The sequence below is a fragment of the Paraburkholderia sp. SIMBA_053 genome (assembly GCF_046534895.1).
GTDB classification, from domain to species: domain Bacteria; phylum Pseudomonadota; class Gammaproteobacteria; order Burkholderiales; family Burkholderiaceae; genus Paraburkholderia; species Paraburkholderia caledonica.
This window is the reverse complement of the sequence record NZ_JAWRXU010000323.1, coordinates 1-325: the sequence shown is the minus strand read 5'-3', so window position 1 is coordinate 325 and position 325 is coordinate 1. Positions and strand designations below refer to the sequence as shown.

At 66.5% G+C, this 325-nt stretch carries 1 protein-coding gene; it reads left to right on the top strand.

Annotated elements, in window-relative coordinates:
* A partial coding sequence (locus SB753_RS35830; protein ID WP_410804835.1) for a saccharopine dehydrogenase C-terminal domain-containing protein occupies nt 1-325 on the top strand: 325 nt, incomplete at both ends.

The window sequence follows — 325 nt, the reverse complement described above, 5'->3', positions numbered from 1 at the left end:
CCGCCCGACGGTCCACTATGCGTATCGTCCGTGCGACGACGCGCTGCTGTCGATCGACGAATTCGCCGGACGTGGCTGGCGCATGCAGGACAACAAGCGGATCATGCGCGACGAAATCGTCGACGGCGCCGACGAACTCGGCGTGCTACTGATGGGCAACGACAAAGGCGTTTACTGGTACGGCTCGCGGCTGACCACGCCGCAAGCCCGGCGCCTCGCTCCGCATAACACCGCGACGAGCCTCCAGGTGGTGGCCGGCATCATGGGCGGCATCGTGTGGGCACTCGAGAATCCGCGGGCCGGCGTGGTCGAACCCGACGACATC